This is a genomic window from Polaromonas sp. P1_E12 (assembly GCF_056405975.1).
Window position 1 is genome coordinate 127,118 of the sequence record NZ_JBFUBB010000008.1, and the last position, 13,463, is coordinate 140,580.

Genomic DNA, 13,463 nt, shown 5'->3' on the forward strand with positions numbered 1-13,463 from the left:
TTAAGCTCCCACCATCTCCGCAGCTTGCACCGGGCCCCGATGGAAAACCCCCTGTATGCCAAACGCGCGATTGTCTCCAGCGGCTACCTGTCCGGCGTTTTACACGATGCAACAAAAAAACAAGCGCTAGCGTCATCAGGATTTCACAGTGGATTTTTACGATCACCGCATTGCAAGTGCTGAAGGTCGTTGTGAATTTGTGGATTACCCAAGGCGAATGCCCGCTAGGAATACCTCGCTCCAGGCTCGGGGCTGTGCCAGAGATGGTGTCCCCCCGGGGGCATGAGTGGATAGGTCATGGCCCTGTTGTTTTGCGGGGCATGGGGCGCAACTGGGCCGCGCTGGAGCGTTGGACGTTTCAGCACCTTGCCCATCTGGGCGGGGCCAGGCCTGTGACCTTGGTAGTGGGGAATCGGGAGAGGTCCAGTACCCGGTTTGTGACGTCCACACTTGACCGCTATGTGGCACAGCTGGAGTTGCAGACAGCCGCGCAGGAAGAAGGCTCGCATATCGGCTACCTCAAAGAGTTTGATCTGCTCAAGGAGATACCCTCATTGCGCCAGGACGTGCAGCAAGACGCATTATTCCCGCCAGGCAACATCGTCTCCAGCAGCGCATGGATTGGCCCGCAAGGTGCACACACGGGTTTGCATTACGACTTGCTGGACAACCTGGCGGTGCTCACGCGCGGAGTCAAACGCTTTTACCTGGCACGCCCCGGCACCGTGGAACACCTGGGTGCGTTGTCAACTAAGTATGACCGCTGGGCCAAGCTGGCATCGGTGGGCATGCGCGACCTGGCACAAAGCGATGTGCCAACAGACGCACTGTTTGCCGTCGATCTGTATCCGGGTGATGCCATCTACGTGCCTCATGGCTGGTGGCATGAGGTGGTGAATTTGCAAGCCAGCATTTTTCTGAGCGGATTTTTCGGCAACAAGGCCCGGGTCACCCGGCTGTGGCTCACCACAGGTGCTGTGCAGCTGATGCATGACTTCCAGCCCTTGGGCACTCGCAATTGCGCCTGCCATTCGGGTACCGCACACCCGCCACCAGTCCCCGACGTTCCGGGCAGTCAACTCCTTTAACACCCACGCATACCGTTACCCATGACAACCAAACCGACCATCAAAAAGCGCAGCTACATCACCCGCAATTTGCGTATTGGCGATATTCCAGCCTTGCTGGATCTGGAGCGCAAGCAATGGACGCAAGAGCAGCAAGCCACCGCAGAAGACTTTCGATCACGCATTGCCGCGCATCCCGATTTGAGCGGGGGTGCATTTTGCGCAGAAACGGGTGAATTGCTGGCGTCGCTCTTTTGCAAGCCCACCACGGAGGCAGAGTGGGTCAACCCGGGCGACTGGCAAAAGAGTGCCGCTCTGGACGGCAAGGTGCCAACGAACAAGCACGCCTCCCGCTGCCTGTTCGGCATCAGCCTGACCAGCGTGGATGCCGGCGCGGCCTTGCAGCTGATCGCCTTTAACTATCTGTATGCGGTGAAATGCGGCAATCGCGAAGTGTTTCTGGGCTCTCCCATGCCCGGGCTCAGGCGTCATTTGCAGCGCAAACCAGGCGCATCGGTAGAGGCCTATGCACAGGCTACGCGGGCCGGTTTGCCGGTTGATCCACAGCTGCGCTACTACCACGGCAAGGGCTTTTGTGAGCTTGTGGCCGTGCGTGAGAACTACTTCCCCCACGAAGCCTCGTGTGATTACGGCGCCATTCTGAAATCCAGAGTGCCCTATCCCTGGCTCACGCCGCTATTTCGCTGGGTCCCCGTCCCGGTATTGAGGTCGCTTGCAGCATTGGCACCACGCTACGCCATTCCAGAAGACGACGGGGTGCCCGCACGAACAGGGTCTGCCGCTGAGCCAGAAGCGGCGTAGTGTTCAACCCGTGTTGCGCAGCCATGCCAGACCCAGCTCACTGCGCGTAGCGTGTAGCCTGTTCCCCCTCAAGGGGCGGCGCCTGGAGCCGGCGAAGCCGGACCCGCGGCCCCCGCTGGCGAAATACCCTCTGTGGTAGTGCCCAAAGAATTCTTCAACCCAGCATGAGCCGCGGGACTGGCTTCGCCAGACCGCAGGCGGGCGGCCCCCTCGGGGGGCAGCGCATTACACGAAGTGAAAAGCGTGGGGGCACAATAACTCCATGCAACTCTCGCAACGCCAACTCATCCTGCTGGTTCTGCTCACCCTCGTCTGGGGCCTGAACTGGCCGGTGATGAAACTGGGGATTGCGGACTTTCCACCCTTGACGTTCCGGGCGATGTCGATCTGGCTGGGCATTCCGGTGCTGGGCATTGCCATGGTGGTGCTGAAGGTGCCGTTTGGGGTGCCGCGGGGCAAGTGGCGTGAGCTCTTCTGGCTGGCTGCGGCCAACATGTTTGTCTGGCATGCACTGATCATCCTCGCCGTGAAAAACCTCAGCAGCGGGCGCGCGGCGATTCTGGGCTACACCATGCCGATTTTTTCGGCGCTGCTGGGCGCGTGGTTTTTTGGCGCGAAGCTCAAGCCCCGCAACTGGCTGGGTGTGGCAGCTGCTGCACTGGGCGTGGCGCTGCTGCTATGGAATGAAATGACCAACCTGTCGGGCAGCCCCCTGGGTGTGCTGTGCGCGCTGGTGGCGGCCGCGGTGTGGGCGCTGGGCACGCAGCTGCTGCGCAAGACCACGATACCGGCCGCGACGCTGACGTTGTCGTTCTGGATGACGGTGATGACTGCCGTGATGCTGACCATGTTGGGTGTCGTGTTTGAGATGCCGCAGTGGAAGGCACCTTCGCCCACGACCTGGGGCGCGATTCTTTACAACGCGGTGCTGATCTTCGGTTTCGCGCATGCGGCGTGGTTCACGCTGGCGCGCGCGCTGCCGCCGGTGGCTTCCACGCTGAGCGTGATGATGATTCCCGTCCTCGGGGTGTTTTCAGGCGCTCTGGGCCTGGGCGAAGTGCTGCACTGGCAAGACTGGGCTGCCGTGGTGCTGATGGTGGTGGCGATTGCTTCAGTGCTGGCGCCCAGCCGCACAGTACCTGAAAAGGCCTGAAGGAAAATCAGGCGACGCCGGGAGTAACGACCAAGCTCATGGCCAGGCACAGGTCGTCCCAGGCCTTGCCCTTGTCGGCCGGGTTGCGCAGTAAATAGGTGGCGTCGTAGGTCACGACCATGCGGGCTCCATGCAGGCTGTGCAATTGGCCGCGCTGTTTGCCGAAAGGCTCTGTCGATTGCAACACCGCCTGCGCGGCCAGGCGGCCCATGACGAGCACGACATCGGGTTGCGCGCTGGCCACCAGGGCGGGCAGCGCTTCAGGCAGGCCGGCGCCCGCACCGGATGCCGCCTGCCGGACCAGCGGGGCCAGCAGCACCATGCCGGCCTTGTGCAGGCGCGTAGCGCGCAGCATGTTGTCGAGCAGCTTGCCGGCATCGCCTTCAAAGGGGTTGAAAGACTGCCGCTGCAGCGCAGCCGCCGGCGTTTCGGCCAGCACCAGCCAGCGCGCGCCTTCGGCATGGGCGGCGTCAGCGTACAGGGCTTGCGCGTCGCCCATCCGCCACGCAGCCGTTGTGCCGGGTACAGCGGTTTCGCGCACTTCGACCTGCGGGCGAACCGGCGCCTGCACAGGCCGCACGAGCGGCGCAGCCTCTCGCGGTGCAGCGGACGTGGAAGGCGCACTGACTTTTTGATCAAATTCACTTGCAGGCGTTACTGACCGTGCGCCAGCAGCTACCAAATCAGTAGCAGTGGCAGTTTCAACAGGCGCAGCGGCAACCGGCAGCCACACGCGCACACCCATTTCGCGCAGCATGGCGCGCTGGCGTTTGTCGAGGTCCAGGCTCATAGCGCCAGGCTCATGACGACCGCATCTTCGCGCGTGGAAGCGCCGTCCGGGTAGTAGTTGCGGCGCGTGCCAACATGGCGAAAGCCGTATCGTTCGTAGATGGCCTTGGCCCGCACATTGCTCACGCGCACTTCCAGCCACAGCCACTGCGCGCCCTGCCCGCGCGACCAGAGGGCCAGCGCATCCAGCATGATGCGGGCCCAGCCCTGGCGCTGGTGTTCGGGGGCCACGGTGATGTTGAGCAGGTGCACTTCGTCAACGCCCTTCATGGCCACGAAATAGCCCAGTAGCACGGCGTCGGGCGCATTGCCGGCGGTGAGCAGTTGTGCCTGGTAGCCGGCATTGAGCGAATCGTTGAAATTGCCGTGCGTCCAGGGGTGGCCATACGCGGTTTTTTCCACGCGCACCACCTCATCCAGCCATGCAGGTGTCATGGCTTCGAACTGGGCTTCGAGGGGCTTGAGGATGGCGTTCATGAAAGGGGTGGAGCGGCGGCCAGCTTGGCGGCCCTGACCTGGTCGCGCTCTTCGGTGGTCAGCGCTACTTTATCGCGAACGTAGAGTGGCAGGGCGAGGTCGGCGCTGACGTATTGCCCGGCAGCAGCCAGTTGCGGCGCCAGGCGCAGCATGGCGGTGGCTGTGGGCAAGGCCTCGGCCTGCGCAAATGCCGCAAGGCTGCCCGGCAAACGCCCGGCGTACACCGCAAAAACATTGCCCGCGAACAAACCGGCCGCAGTGTCCGGCACCAGGTTTTCAGGCCGGACCAGCACGCATTCGCCGAGCGCCCGGCAGTGCCCGCCGCTGAACTCAAAACCCTGCACATACATTTCGTCCATGCGCGCATCCAGCAGCGCGGTGACGCGCAGGGACGCTTCGCCATCACCCTGCTGCTGAAAGCGCGCTTCTTCGACCACAGCCATCAGCGTGTCGACAGGCAGCACGGGAATACCGGCACCCTGGTTGGCGCCCAGGGCCAGGCCTTGCGCCACCGCGCAGGCGGTGCGCAGGCCGGTAAAGGAGCCGGGGCCGCGCCCGAAGGCGATGGCATCCAGCTCGCCCAGCGCCAGGCCAGCCTCGGCCAGCAACGCCAGGATGGCGGGGATCAGCGTGGTGGAAGCCTGCGCGCCGCCTGGGCCGTTGTGCTGCCAGACGTGCGCACCGTCGGTCAGCGCCACGGACATGCGGTCGGTGCTGGTGTCAAAAGCGAGGAATTTCACAAGTTCAGGCATTAAATCGGGCTCAAGCCCTTATATATCAGGCGCAAGCAGCTATTAAATTCATAGCAATCTGCGAGTACCCGGAGGCTGGGGCCGATGGGTAAGCCCTGATTATCCGCGCCAATGGCCGGCCACCCCGGCGCCCACCGGCAGCGCCTTGCAGAACGCTCAACCGCGATAATCCCCGCATGACCCACGACTTGCTGCGCCCGCGCACGACACACACTGTTGCGCTGGCTGCCCTGGCGGCCATGGCAGCCCTGGCCGCAAGCCCCGGCCTGGCACAAACCGCACGCCTGCCGGCCCCGATTGAAAAAGCCCTGTCGCGCGCCAGGGTGCCGCGCGATGCGGTGTCCATGCTGGTGGTGGAAGCCGGCAGCGGCAAACCGGTGCCGCGCCTGAGCTGGCGCGCCGATGTGCCAATGAACCCTGCCTCCGTCATGAAACTGGTGACCACGTACTCGGCGCTCGACGCGTTGGGCCGCGACTTCACCTGGAAGACGAAGGTGATACTGGACGGCAGCGCCTCGGGCGGCCTGCTCAACGGCAACATGGTGGTGCAGGGCGGCGGCGACCCCAAGCTGGTCGTTGAACGCCTGCAGGCCTTGCTGGCCGAGGTGCAGGCCGGAGGGGCGCGGGCGATCCGCGGCGACATCGTGCTGGACCGCAGCGCCTTCAGCGTGCCGCCCACCGATCCGGGCGAATTTGACGGCGAGCCGCTGCGGCCCTACAACGCCCGGCCCGATGCGTTGCTGATCAATTTCAAAACCATTGTGATGACATTCACGCCGGACCTTCCAAATGGCCGTGCGCTGGTGCGCTATGAGCCGCCGCTGGCGGGTGTGCAGGTGGGCGCGACGGTACCGATCGTGCGTGTGGCGCGCTGCGGCGACTGGCGCAGCGAGCTGCGTGCCAGCGTTGAAAACCCCGTCAACATCGAATTCCTGGGTACCTATTCTTCGGCCTGCGGCGAAAAAGTGTGGCCCAGCGCCTATGCCGACCCCGCGAGTTTTGCGGCGCGCGCCATCGAAGGGTCGTGGCGGCAACTGGGTGGCCTGCTGACGGGAACGGTGCGCGACGCCACGCCGGCAGAGCTGGCCATGCTGCGCAGGACCGGTACCCTCTCGGGCGAAAAGGCCGCGGTGCGGTTTGAATACCAGTCGCCGCCGTTGCTGGAAATGGTGCGCGACGTCAACAAATACTCCAACAACATCATGGCCCAACACCTCTTTTTGACACTCGGGCTTTGGGCCGGCCTGGGCCAGCCCAAAGCCGGCACGCTTGAATCCGCCCGCGCAGCGCTCACCGCCTGGTGGCGCAAAAGCCTGCCCGGCAGCACACCCCCGCTGATGGACAACGGCTCGGGCCTGAGCCGCGAGGAGCGCATCAGTGCTGCCAGCCTGTCGGCCCTGCTGCAGCATGCCGCCAAAAGCCCTTTTGCCGCCGATCTCGCCGATTCGCTGCCGGTGGCCGGCACCGACGCCACCATGCGCGAACGCGCCAGGCCGGTGGCCGGGCTGGCTTTCGTCAAGACCGGCTCGCTGCGCGACGTGACCGCGGTTGCCGGTTATGCCAATGGCGACAGCGGCGCACGCTACATCGTGGTGGGGCTGATCAACCACGCGAACGCGCCCGCTGCGCGCCCGGCACTGGATGCGATGCTGGAATGGGCCGTCAAGGAGGGCAAGCGATGAACGCAACAGACATCGTGGGCTTTCTGGCGGCCGTGCTGACCACGGCGAGCTTTGCGCCGCAGGCCTGGTTGACCTTTCGCAGCCGCGATGTCAGCGGCATTTCACTGGCGATGTACAGCGCCTTTACGGTTGGCGTGGCACTGTGGCTGGCCTACGGTGTGCTGGCGGGCGCCTGGCCCATCGTGCTGGCGAACGCGGTCACGCTGGGCCTGGCGCTGGCCATTCTGGTGATGAAGCTGGTATACGGGCGCGGCGACTGAATAGCCCGGTACCACAGACGCCCAGCGCGGCAGGCACGGATGCTTCATCAATGTGCCTGCAAGTTATCCCTGCCGCCTGTGGACAAGGCTGTTGATGGCGGCGGGACTTGTGGACGAAAACACCACTTGGCGCGGCATTGCGCCACAATGCCCGAAATTTGGGCAACTGCCTGCCTGGCCCGTCACGGAGCCTGACGGGCAATTCGCGCTGCCCTGAGAACCGGCTCTAGGAGCGCGCTTCGCGCAATGATGCCGCCAGCAGCCCCAGGCCCAATGCGCCGACAGCCACCGAGGCGATGCGGTCCGCCGTGCCCCGCGTACGGGCATACGCAAACCGCACCCGCTCGCGCGAAAACAAATAGGCCAGCAGCGTGTGCCAGCACAGCGCGTTGACCACGATCATGGCCACGGCCGCGGCCTGCAATGCCGGGCTGGGAGCGGCCGGAAACGAGGCGGCAAACACGCTGCCGAAAAAGAGCGCCGACTTGGGGTTGGTGATATTGGTGAGAAACCCCAGGCGAAACGCCGCTGCCGATGACACCGCCGGGCCGCCATCGCCCAGTGCAAGGCCGCCCGAGCGCCAGAGCCGGCTCGCCACATAGAGCAGATACAGGCCACCGGCCACCTGCAGCACCAGGCGCAGCCCCGGAAAAATTTGGAAGATGGCGTTGACGCCCAGCACCGCGCACAGCGCCCAGATGGCAGCCCCGGCCGTCACACCCAGCGCCGCGAACACCGCGCTACGCGCCCTATCGCTGGCAGCGAGTTGCGAGACCAGCAGCACATTGGCGCCGGGGCTCATCATGGCCGCGACGTGGAGGAACCAGATGGTGAGGAGGATGGAGAGCATGGGTTACCTCTTTCCTGATGTCCCAGGTACATGGGGACAAATTCGATGTGATGCGCCGGTATGCATCAGCCCGAGTGATGCAAGTGATACCACATTAGCCCAACAAAAATGATCACGAGCCCAAGGACGAGCCAGCCCCAGACAAGCCGGTGGCGTGCACACTTCGCGCAGAAGTCAACGCGCTTGGTTGACCCTCCTTCGTACCTTCGCGTGACGGTCTTGAAGTCAAAGCCAAGCGCTCTTCCGCATTGGTAGCAACACCCGCCAGTGTTCCGCCGGTCGCTCCTGCGCTCGCGCCACATCATCCACAACCCGACGGCGGCACCGATGAGGAGACAAGCGATGGTTCCATCCAACATGGCAGCCGATTCTTGACGCTTCAGCTCGCGGCAGCCCGTTGCAGCCGGTCGCGCACGCCATCCCACTCGGCGGCCGCCGGCGGGTTTTCAATCCAGATCAGCTTGACGCCTTTGGCATCAAAGTCGCGCAGCACGGCAAAGAGCTGCTGCGCGGTGGCCAGCGCGTCGTCGGGCATGCGGCGGTACAACACTTTTTCTGACTTGATGCGCGCGATGCTGCGCGCGTAAACGGCGATGTGGGCGGCCTCGGCGCCCAGCAAATCGAGTGCGGTTTGTATGGGGCCTGCGTCCATCAGGCGCACCTTGGCGTCGGGCGCGTAGTGCGCTTCGAGCGTGCCGGAAGCGCGCGGCGCATCGCCCGGAGCCTCTTGCTCGAATTCGTCTTTCCCCAGCACGGCCTCGCCGCACGCGGCTTCGAGTTGCGCGCGCGTGAGGATGCCCGGGCGCAGCAACACAGGCCGCCCGCGCGTGCAGTCGACGATGCTGGATTCGATGCCGACATCGCAGGGCCCGCCGTCGAGCACCAGCAGGCTGTCGCCAAACTCCTGCTGCACATGCTGCGCAGTGGTGGGGCTGACGCGGCCGAAACGGTTGGCGCTGGGGCCGGCAACACCCGTGTCACATGCTTTCAAAAAAGCCAGCGCGACAGGGTGTGAGGGGCAGCGCAGGCCGATCGAATCCTGGCCGCCGGCCGCGGCCGCCGCCACGCCTTCCTTGCGCGGCAGGATCACGGTGAGCGGCCCGGGCCAGAAGGCTTTCATCAGGCGCGCGGCAAACGGCGGCACGCTGCTGGCGTAAGCGTCTACGTGCGCCGCATCGGCCACGTGCACGATGAGCGGATGGTCGGACGGACGGCCCTTGGCTTCAAAAATTCCGGCGACGGCTTGATCGCTGGAAGCGTCGGCGCCCAGGCCGTACACCGTCTCCGTCGGGAAGCCCACCAGCCCACCGGCCCGGATGCGGCGTGCGGCTTCAAGAATGGCTTCAGGGTCCGTACCGGGAAGAATCATCAGAGGGCGTCCAGGCCGGGCAGGCCCAGGATGGATGCAACCTGGCGTGCCGTGGCCTTGACTGAAGCGACGTCGGGGCCCGTGATGTTGAGATGGCCCATCTTGCGGCCGATGCGGGCTTCGGTTTTGCCGTAGAGATGCAGGTGCGTGCCGGGCAGTGCCAGCACGGCCTGCCAGTCGGGTGTGCGCATCTTTCCATGGGTGTCAAACCACACATCTCCCAGCAGGTTGAGCATGATGGCCGGTGAATGCTGGCGCGGCTGCGGCAGCGGCAGGCCGGCCATGGCATGCACCTGCAGGTCGAACTGCGACACGTCACAGGCGTCCATCGTGTAGTGGCCGCTGTTGTGCGGGCGTGGCGCCATTTCATTGACGATGAGCGCGCCATCGGCGCTGCCGTCGTCCACCAGGAAAAACTCGACGCAGAGCACGCCGACATAGTCAATGTGTTTTGCTATGGTTTTAGTAGCTGCTTGCGCACGACCAGCAAGCGCTGAAGGCATATTTCCTTCATAAGCCTGCGTCACCGCGAGAATGCCGTCGACATGCACATTCAGCTGGGGCGCAAAACTCACGACGCTGCCGTCCCAGCCGCGCGCCACGATGACCGAGCACTCGGCCTTGAGTGGCAGCATTTTTTCGAGCACACAGGGCACCTGCTTCAGGCCGGCCCAGGCGGTGGCCAGTTCGTCCGCATTCTTGACGCGGACCTGGCCCTTGCCGTCGTAGCCCATGCGCGCGGTCTTGAGGATGCCGGGCAGCAAACCGGCGGGCACCGCCTTCAGCTGCCCGGCTGTTTCAATCACGGCGTAGGGTGCGCAGGTAACGCCGGCCAGCACGCCGGATTCGGCGGCGCTGGCGGTGAAGTGGGATTTTTCCTCGATGCGGTTTTGCGCGATGGCCACGGCGGCAGCGCCGGGTGCCACGGGGCGGCTGGCGGCCAGCGCCTGCAGCGCGCCGGCGGGCACGTTTTCAAATTCGGTGGTGACGGCGGCGCACAGTGCGGCCAGTTGGGTCAGCCCTTTTTCATCGCTGTAGCCGGCCTGGATGTGGTGATGGCTCACCAGGCCCGCGGGGCTTTGCGGATCGGGGTCCAGCACCGCCGTGAAATAACCCAGGCGCTGCGCGGCATGCACAAACATGCGGCCCAGCTGGCCGCCGCCCATCACGCCGAGGGTAGCGGGCTGGCCGGAGGCCGAGGCCGTGCCGGGAAAAATAGGCAACTCCGGCAGGCTGGAGGCGGCCCGGGAAGAGGTGGAGGCGGTCATGCGGGCGGCAGCGTCATGGCGTGCGCGGCAGCGGTTTGCTCTGCACGGAAAGCCTGCAATTGGGTGGCCAGCGCCGGGTTGTGCAGGGCCAGCATGGCCACCGCGAACAGGGCTGCATTGGCTGCGCCGGCGTTGCCGATGGCAAAGGTGGCGACCGGAATGCCCTTGGGCATCTGCACGATGCTGTGCAGCGAGTCCACGCCCTGCAAATGCTTGCTGGCCACGGGAACGCCCAGCACCGGCACAGTGGTTTTGGCGGCCAGCATGCCGGGCAGGTGCGCTGCGCCGCCGGCGCCGGCAATGATGGCCTGCAAGCCGCGACCGCCGGCACCTTCGGCATAGGCAAACAGCTCGTCGGGCATGCGGTGGGCCGACACCACCCGGGCTTCGTGCGCAATGCCGAATTGCGTCAGGATCTGCACGGCGTGCTGCATGGTCTCCCAGTCGCTGCTGGAGCCCATCACCACACCCACCAGGGGTTTTGCCGAATTGTTGCTTGTTGTCATGCGGGGACCTTCAAGGCCGGGGTTGCAGGTTCTAACCCCATGATTTTAAGGGCAGGCCACCGCAAGGGCCGTGCCGTGCGTGCTACGCTCTTGCCTCTCAGGCGTCCAGCTGCGCCGACCCGGTTGAAAACCGGCCCCGATACCCCAACTCTGCCAGACCATGATCGACGTCACCATTGCCAACTTTGAAGCGGAAGTCGTTGCCGCATCCATGACCACGCCTGTGCTGATCGACTTCTGGGCGCCCTGGTGCGGCCCCTGCAAGTCGCTCGGGCCCATCCTTGAAAAAGTGGAAGTGGAATATGCCGGGCGCTTCAAGCTGGTCAAGATCGACTCCGACCAGGAGCAGCAACTGGGTGCCGCTTTCGGCATCCGGAGCATCCCCACCTGCATATTAATGATGAACGGCCAGCCGGTGGACGGTTTTGCCGGCGCCCTGCCCGAAGGCAAGGTCAAGGAATTCCTCGACAAGCATTTGCCGCCGGCTGAAGAGCAGCCCGAAGAACAGGAACTCGCGCTCGAAGAAGAAAACACGGACCCCACTGCCGTGCTGGAAAAACTCCAGCATGCCGTCGCCGCCAACCCGGCCGACGACAACGCCCGCTTTGACTATGTGAAGCTGCTGCTGCAGCTGGGCCGCGAAGACGACGCCAAGGTGGCGTTTGCACCGGTGATTGCGCAAACCACGGTGGTACGGCGTTTTGACTCGCTCAAGCGCTGGATGGATGCTATGGATTTTGTAGCTACCGGCGCTCATGGAGTGGGCGCTGCAGCCGGTTTTGATGCAAGGATTACGGCCAACAAACGCGATTTCGAAGCACGTTTTGACAAAGCCCGCTGGCTCATGGCGCAGCAGCGCTGGACTGAGGCGCTGGACGAGTTGCTGGAAATCCTGATGCGCGACAAGGCCTGGAACGAAGACCTGGCACGCAAGACCTACATCGCCGTGCTCGACGTCATGGAAGCGCCCAAGCCCAAGGTGGCTGATGGGCAAATCCCGCCGGAAGATGCGACCGTGGCGACGTATCGTCGGCGCCTCAGCAGCGTCGTCTTGAGCTAGGGCTTATTGGCCAAACAGCCAGCGCGTCAAGGCAAAAGCAAACCCGAACAGCGCGGCATAGCCTGCCACCTCAACGCTGAATTCACGGCGCGATTCGCGCCACGCACGAGCCCTTTCGACCAGCAGCCCCGCCAGCAAAGGGGCAAGCAGCAGATTGAGAATTTGCAGCCAGTGCAGGCGAATCGCCAGATGAGGCACCACCAGCACGGTGAGGAGGCCGGCGCCAACACCTGTAGCCACAGACCAGGCAGCTTCCTGCACGGGAGTGAGCTCATGGTCGCGTCCGTGCAGCTTGTACCAGGCCGCCTTGAAAACACCGCCAAAAAACTCACCGAAGAGCTGCAAAAACAGTTCACCGAAAAATTCGAACAGCAACTCGAGCAGGAACTCCATGGAGGGCGCCGGCGACTGCTGCCGTGCCTCAGGCCGTCAGGCGGGCCAAGGCTTCCTGGTACTTGGCAGCAGTCTTGGCAACCACATCGGCCGGCAGGTGCGGCGCAGGCGGGGTTTTGTCCCAGGGCTTGCCGTTGATGCGCACGCTTTCAAGCCAGTCGCGCACAAACTGCTTGTCGTAACTGGGCGGGTTCTGGCCGGCGGCATACGCCGCTTCATAGCCTTCGATCGGCCAATAGCGTGAGGAGTCGGGCGTCAGCACCTCGTCCATCAGCGTAAGCACGCCATTCTCATCAAGGCCGAATTCGAATTTGGTGTCGGCAATGATGATGCCCTTGGTCAAGGCGAAGGCGGCGGCGGTGCTATAGATCTCGATGCTGATCTTTTTGATCTGCGCGGCCATGTCGGCGCCAACTACTTTCACCACCTGCTCGTAGCTGATGTTTTCGTCGTGCTCGCCGGCTTCGGCTTTGGCGGCCGGTGTGAAGATGGGCTCCGGCAGTTTGCCTGCGTTCTTCAGGCCCGCGGGTAGCGGTACGCCGCAGACGGCCTGGCTCTCCTGGTATTCTTTCCAGCCGCTGCCGGCCAGGTAACCGCGCACCACGGCCTCGACCGGGATGGGCTTGAGGCGCTTGACCAGCATGGAGCGGTTGACGACCTGCGGCACCTCGGCCGGGGTGACCACGCTTTCGGGTGTCTCGCCGGTCAGGTGGTTGGGGCAAATGTGGCCGAGCTTGCCAAACCAGAACAGCGCCATCTGCGTGAGCAGCGCGCCCTTGCCGGGGATTGGCTCACCCAGGATGACATCGAATGCACTCAGCCGGTCGCTGGCCACCATCAGCAGCCTGTTCTTGCCCACAGCGTAGTTGTCGCGCACTTTGCCGCGCGCCAGCAGGGGCAGGGAGGTCAGGGCGGAGGTATGGAGTGCTTGGGTCATGGTGGGAGGCAGGATGACAGGGTGGCAGAGGGAGTCAAAGTAAAAAGCCCGCGCGACTCGAAAGAGTCCACGGGCTTT

General features: G+C 64.2%; 15 protein-coding genes. 6 read left to right on the top strand and 9 right to left on the bottom strand.

Going from position 1 to position 13,463, the window contains the following annotated elements; genetic code table 11:
* Positions 1-263 precede the first annotated feature (263 nt).
* The 3 genes from AC1D13_RS20925 to AC1D13_RS20935 all read left to right on the top strand — a co-directional run bounded on the left by AC1D13_RS20925 (position 264) and on the right by AC1D13_RS20935 (position 3,042).
* The gene (locus AC1D13_RS20925; protein ID WP_457282457.1) at positions 264-1,088 is read left to right on the top strand and encodes a cupin-like domain-containing protein; all 825 of its coding nucleotides are present in this window, start codon (positions 264-266) and stop codon (positions 1,086-1,088) included.
* Between the two features lie 21 nt (positions 1,089-1,109).
* Positions 1,110-1,889 (top strand): hypothetical protein, encoded by a 780-nt coding sequence (locus tag AC1D13_RS20930; protein WP_477690222.1) that lies wholly within the window; start codon positions 1,110-1,112, stop codon positions 1,887-1,889.
* Between the two features lie 262 nt (positions 1,890-2,151).
* Complete coding sequence (locus AC1D13_RS20935; protein ID WP_477666939.1) at positions 2,152-3,042, top strand: DMT family transporter; 891 nt, start codon at positions 2,152-2,154, stop codon at positions 3,040-3,042.
* Positions 3,043-3,049: 7 nt separating this feature from the next.
* On the opposite strand, the gene AC1D13_RS20940 is transcribed toward AC1D13_RS20935, so the two are convergent.
* From AC1D13_RS20940 to tsaB, 3 genes are read right to left on the bottom strand one after another with little or no spacing between them, the layout of a single operon-like run.
* A complete protein-coding gene (locus AC1D13_RS20940; RefSeq protein WP_477690223.1) occupies positions 3,050-3,832 on the bottom strand; it encodes a uracil-DNA glycosylase family protein in 783 nt (260 codons plus the stop codon).
* Positions 3,829-4,308 carry a ribosomal protein S18-alanine N-acetyltransferase gene (gene rimI / locus AC1D13_RS20945; protein ID WP_457282395.1) on the bottom strand — a complete coding sequence of 160 codons (480 nt, stop codon included), beginning with the start codon at positions 4,306-4,308 and terminating at the stop codon, positions 3,829-3,831. Before rimI ends, AC1D13_RS20940 begins: the two co-directional genes overlap by 4 nt.
* Positions 4,305-5,060, bottom strand: coding sequence for a tRNA (adenosine(37)-N6)-threonylcarbamoyltransferase complex dimerization subunit type 1 TsaB (gene tsaB, locus AC1D13_RS20950; RefSeq protein WP_477666941.1), 756 nt, complete (start codon positions 5,058-5,060; stop codon positions 4,305-4,307). Before tsaB ends, rimI begins: the two co-directional genes overlap by 4 nt.
* A gap of 176 nt (positions 5,061-5,236) precedes the next feature.
* Here tsaB and dacB point away from each other — a divergent pair, with 176 nt between their 5' ends.
* A complete protein-coding gene (dacB, locus tag AC1D13_RS20955; RefSeq protein ID WP_477666942.1) occupies positions 5,237-6,742 on the top strand; it encodes a D-alanyl-D-alanine carboxypeptidase/D-alanyl-D-alanine endopeptidase in 1,506 nt (501 codons plus the stop codon).
* Positions 6,739-7,002 (top strand): SemiSWEET transporter, encoded by a 264-nt coding sequence (locus AC1D13_RS20960; RefSeq protein WP_457282398.1) that lies wholly within the window; start codon positions 6,739-6,741, stop codon positions 7,000-7,002. The genes dacB and AC1D13_RS20960 overlap by 4 nt, the downstream gene beginning before the upstream one ends.
* Positions 7,003-7,228: 226 nt before the next feature.
* Here the strand turns inward: AC1D13_RS20960 and AC1D13_RS20965 are convergent, their stop codons facing one another.
* The 4 genes from AC1D13_RS20965 to purE all read right to left on the bottom strand — a co-directional run bounded on the left by AC1D13_RS20965 (position 7,229) and on the right by purE (position 10,995).
* The gene (locus AC1D13_RS20965) at positions 7,229-7,852 is read right to left on the bottom strand and encodes a LysE family translocator (RefSeq protein WP_477666943.1); all 624 of its coding nucleotides are present in this window, start codon (positions 7,850-7,852) and stop codon (positions 7,229-7,231) included.
* 379 nt (positions 7,853-8,231) lie between these two features.
* A complete protein-coding gene (locus tag AC1D13_RS20970; RefSeq protein ID WP_477690224.1) occupies positions 8,232-9,221 on the bottom strand; it encodes an L-threonylcarbamoyladenylate synthase in 990 nt (329 codons plus the stop codon).
* Positions 9,221-10,489, bottom strand: a complete 1,269-nt coding sequence (locus tag AC1D13_RS20975; protein ID WP_477690225.1) for a 5-(carboxyamino)imidazole ribonucleotide synthase — start codon at positions 10,487-10,489, stop codon at positions 9,221-9,223. Before AC1D13_RS20975 ends, AC1D13_RS20970 begins: the two co-directional genes overlap by 1 nt.
* On the bottom strand, positions 10,486-10,995 hold the full coding sequence (gene purE / locus AC1D13_RS20980) for a 5-(carboxyamino)imidazole ribonucleotide mutase (RefSeq protein ID WP_477690226.1): 510 nt from the start codon (positions 10,993-10,995) through the stop codon (positions 10,486-10,488). Before purE ends, AC1D13_RS20975 begins: the two co-directional genes overlap by 4 nt.
* Before the next feature lie 160 nt (positions 10,996-11,155).
* Here purE and trxA point away from each other — a divergent pair, with 160 nt between their 5' ends.
* A complete protein-coding gene (gene trxA / locus AC1D13_RS20985; RefSeq protein WP_457282403.1) occupies positions 11,156-12,055 on the top strand; it encodes a thioredoxin in 900 nt (299 codons plus the stop codon).
* 3 nt (positions 12,056-12,058) lie between these two features.
* On the opposite strand, the gene AC1D13_RS20990 is transcribed toward trxA, so the two are convergent.
* Together AC1D13_RS20990 and AC1D13_RS20995 are read right to left on the bottom strand one after the other, a co-directional pair.
* Positions 12,059-12,448, bottom strand: a complete 390-nt coding sequence (locus AC1D13_RS20990; protein ID WP_457282404.1) for a hypothetical protein — start codon at positions 12,446-12,448, stop codon at positions 12,059-12,061.
* A 28-nt stretch (positions 12,449-12,476) separates the two neighbouring features.
* Complete coding sequence (locus AC1D13_RS20995; protein ID WP_457282405.1) at positions 12,477-13,385, bottom strand: phosphoribosylaminoimidazolesuccinocarboxamide synthase; 909 nt, start codon at positions 13,383-13,385, stop codon at positions 12,477-12,479.
* Positions 13,386-13,463: the final 78 nt, after the last annotated feature.

What these genes read in the sequence shown, in the direction of transcription:
- AC1D13_RS20935 (WP_477666939.1), top strand. Translation starts at nt 2,152, where the DNA reads ATGCAACTCTCGCAACGCCAACTCATCCTGCTGGTTCTGCTCACCCTC.
- AC1D13_RS20965 (WP_477666943.1), bottom strand. Translation starts at nt 7,852, where the DNA reads ATGCTCTCCATCCTCCTCACCATCTGGTTCCTCCACGTCGCGGCCATG.
- AC1D13_RS20925 (WP_457282457.1), top strand. Translation starts at nt 264, where the DNA reads ATGGTGTCCCCCCGGGGGCATGAGTGGATAGGTCATGGCCCTGTTGTT.
- rimI (WP_457282395.1), bottom strand. Translation starts at nt 4,308, where the DNA reads ATGAACGCCATCCTCAAGCCCCTCGAAGCCCAGTTCGAAGCCATGACA.
- purE (WP_477690226.1), bottom strand. Translation starts at nt 10,995, where the DNA reads ATGACAACAAGCAACAATTCGGCAAAACCCCTGGTGGGTGTGGTGATG.
- dacB (WP_477666942.1), top strand. Translation starts at nt 5,237, where the DNA reads ATGACCCACGACTTGCTGCGCCCGCGCACGACACACACTGTTGCGCTG.
- AC1D13_RS20970 (WP_477690224.1), bottom strand. Translation starts at nt 9,221, where the DNA reads ATGATTCTTCCCGGTACGGACCCTGAAGCCATTCTTGAAGCCGCACGC.
- AC1D13_RS20940 (WP_477690223.1), bottom strand. Translation starts at nt 3,832, where the DNA reads ATGAGCCTGGACCTCGACAAACGCCAGCGCGCCATGCTGCGCGAAATG.
- trxA (WP_457282403.1), top strand. Translation starts at nt 11,156, where the DNA reads ATGATCGACGTCACCATTGCCAACTTTGAAGCGGAAGTCGTTGCCGCA.
- tsaB (WP_477666941.1), bottom strand. Translation starts at nt 5,060, where the DNA reads ATGCCTGAACTTGTGAAATTCCTCGCTTTTGACACCAGCACCGACCGC.
- AC1D13_RS20975 (WP_477690225.1), bottom strand. Translation starts at nt 10,489, where the DNA reads ATGACCGCCTCCACCTCTTCCCGGGCCGCCTCCAGCCTGCCGGAGTTG.
- AC1D13_RS20960 (WP_457282398.1), top strand. Translation starts at nt 6,739, where the DNA reads ATGAACGCAACAGACATCGTGGGCTTTCTGGCGGCCGTGCTGACCACG.
- AC1D13_RS20990 (WP_457282404.1), bottom strand. Translation starts at nt 12,448, where the DNA reads ATGGAGTTCCTGCTCGAGTTGCTGTTCGAATTTTTCGGTGAACTGTTT.
- AC1D13_RS20995 (WP_457282405.1), bottom strand. Translation starts at nt 13,385, where the DNA reads ATGACCCAAGCACTCCATACCTCCGCCCTGACCTCCCTGCCCCTGCTG.
- AC1D13_RS20930 (WP_477690222.1), top strand. Translation starts at nt 1,110, where the DNA reads ATGACAACCAAACCGACCATCAAAAAGCGCAGCTACATCACCCGCAAT.